This window comes from Mesorhizobium sp. M5C.F.Ca.IN.020.32.2.1 (assembly GCF_004023105.1).
Classification (GTDB): Bacteria; Pseudomonadota; Alphaproteobacteria; order Rhizobiales; family Rhizobiaceae; genus Mesorhizobium; species Mesorhizobium wenxiniae.
On the sequence record NZ_RZSX01000981.1, the window covers coordinates 1 to 2182 of the forward strand.

Consider the following 2182-nt stretch of genomic DNA (forward strand, 5'->3'; position numbering starts at 1 on the left):
CTACCAGAAGCTCGGCTTTGCACCGGTCGCGCAAAAGAAGGAGATCGTGCATCCAATGACCTTCGCCGAGCGTGCGGCCAGTGTCATGCGGCCATGATTTTCTCCGCAAACTGAACCTATTGTTCATCAATGCTTCAGCTTGTCTTCGCCATCTTGCCGGCACCATCAATGCGGGCCGAGGGCGAAGGAGAAAAGACATGCTGACCCGACGCACATTTGCCACCCCGCTGGTTGCGGCCCTCGCCATGCCGACCCTTGCCGCCGCTCAGGCAACCACGCCTTCGGCGGCGACGATCGAGCGTCAGCTCGAGGCCTCGCCCCGCGTTAAGCTGCGCCCGAACCAGCGCGTCACCATCCGCGAATTCAAGAGGCGGCCGGACCTGCGGCGCATGGCCCGTTCGATCGATATCCAGTCGATCAATTTCGCCTTTGGGTCGGCGGCCATCTCCGAATCGCAATATGGCAAGATCGAAAACATCGCCGATGCGCTTCAGCGCATCCTACGGCGCGACCCCGGCGCCCGCGTGCTGATCGAAGGCCATACCGACGCGGTTGGCTCCTTCCAATCGAACCAGATCCTGTCCGAACAGCGCGCCGCCTCGCTGAAGCGCACCTTGGTTCGCGAATTCGGCGTGCCGGGCTATACGCTGGAAACCGTCGGCTACGGCGAGGAATTCCTGCTCGTGCAGACGCAGAACGAGAATTGGCGCAATCGCCGGGTGACGCTCCGCCGCTTCGACGACTTCATCCGCTGAGCCTGTCCGAAATCCGCATTGGCGGCCATCTGAAGGCGTCTTCTGCGCTTCCGGTGCTCACGGACCTGAATCTCCGCTCCGCTCCGGTTCTCGAAGACACCATCATCTGACTTGCCACTGCGATGTTCGAACAGGCTCAGTCACTGCGGTCTGGATCAACACCCGGAAACGAGCCTGGCTTTAATGAGCCGCGCTCTTTACATATCGCTGTCGGTCAAAGCTCGATGGTGATGGAGGACCAAAAGATGACGATACGGGTGGTGATGGCCGGTGCGACCGGCTGGGTCGGCAAGGCGCTGGTTCCGGCGATCGGGGCGCAAGGCGACATGGCACTGGCCGGGGCTGTGTCACGCAGCAGCGCGGGGCAGGATTCCGGCCTCCTGGTTGGCATGCCGGCCAACGGCATCACCGTTTCCGCCTCTTTGGCCGAGGCGCTGGAGGTGCCGTCGGACGTGCTGGTCGACTACACCAAGCCGTATCTGGTGAAAGACCATGCGCTGCTGGCCATAGAAAAAGGACGGCACGTTGTGATAGGCACGTCGGGGCTGGGTGCGACCGATTTCGGCGAGCTCGACGCTGCAGCACGCGCCAATCGTGTCGGCGTCATTGCAGCCGGCAATTTTTCAATCACCGCCACGCTGATGAAGCGGTTTGCACTGATGGCGGCAAAATACGTGCCGGATGTCGAGGTGATCGACTATGCGAGCGCCAAGAAACCCGACGCGCCGTCCGGCACCGCGCGCGAGCTTGCCGAAGCGCTGGCCGATGTCCGCAAGGCTTCGACCGCGCGTCCGGTCTCGGAGGTCTCGGGTGTGCCGGGAACCCGCGGTGCGGCGGTCGGTACGGGCGAGGGGGTGCAGGTGCATGCGCTTCGCCTGCCTTCGTACATCCTGTCCTGTGAGGCGCTGTTCGGCCTGCCCGACGAGCGGCTGACCATTCGTCACGACGCCGGCTCGTCCGCTGCTCCTTACGTGGCCGGCACGCTGCTCGCTATCAGGCGGGTACAGGAGATCACAGGGCTGGTGCGCGGTCTCGACGCCTTGATGGACTGATCCAAATTGGCAGGAATCGGGTGGGAGACGCTGACGCAGCGGCGTAATTTTCGGTCGACGACACCGGAGATTTCGCCATGACCATCCAGTTCAAAGCCTTGCCCACGGAAGATGTCAGAGCCTTGCAGCGCGGCGCGCCGGACGCCTATGGCCTGATACCAGAGCGGAAAATATCCGACGGTGACGGCGTGCCTTGCCGCCACTGCCTGAAGAACGTGGCCGCTGGAGAAGCCTATCTCGTCCTGGCTTACCGGCCATTCCCGGAATTGCAGCCCTTCGCCGAGACCGGTCCGATCTTTCTGCATGCCGAAGAATGCGAGCGCGCTGCCGAAGCGGAGGCGCTTCCAGAAATGCTCGAAAGCGCCGACTACATCG

At 62.8% G+C, this 2182-nt stretch carries 3 protein-coding genes and 1 pseudogene; all 4 read left to right on the forward strand.

Features of this window, described 5'->3' with window-relative positions; all coding sequences use genetic code 11:
* Positions 1-97, forward strand: a pseudogene (locus EOA86_RS40820) (GNAT family N-acetyltransferase); the annotation flags it as partial.
* A 100-nt stretch (positions 98-197) separates the two neighbouring features.
* Entirely contained in the window at positions 198-755 is a 558-nt protein-coding gene (locus tag EOA86_RS31760; protein ID WP_128345215.1) for an OmpA family protein, read from the forward strand.
* Positions 756-1000: 245 nt separating this feature from the next.
* A complete protein-coding gene (gene dapB / locus EOA86_RS31765) occupies positions 1001-1807 on the forward strand; it encodes a 4-hydroxy-tetrahydrodipicolinate reductase (RefSeq protein WP_128345217.1) in 807 nt (268 codons plus the stop codon).
* 77 nt (positions 1808-1884) lie between these two features.
* The coding region (locus tag EOA86_RS31770) for a DUF1203 domain-containing protein (protein ID WP_128345218.1) at positions 1885-2182 on the forward strand (298 nt) is incomplete at its 3' end.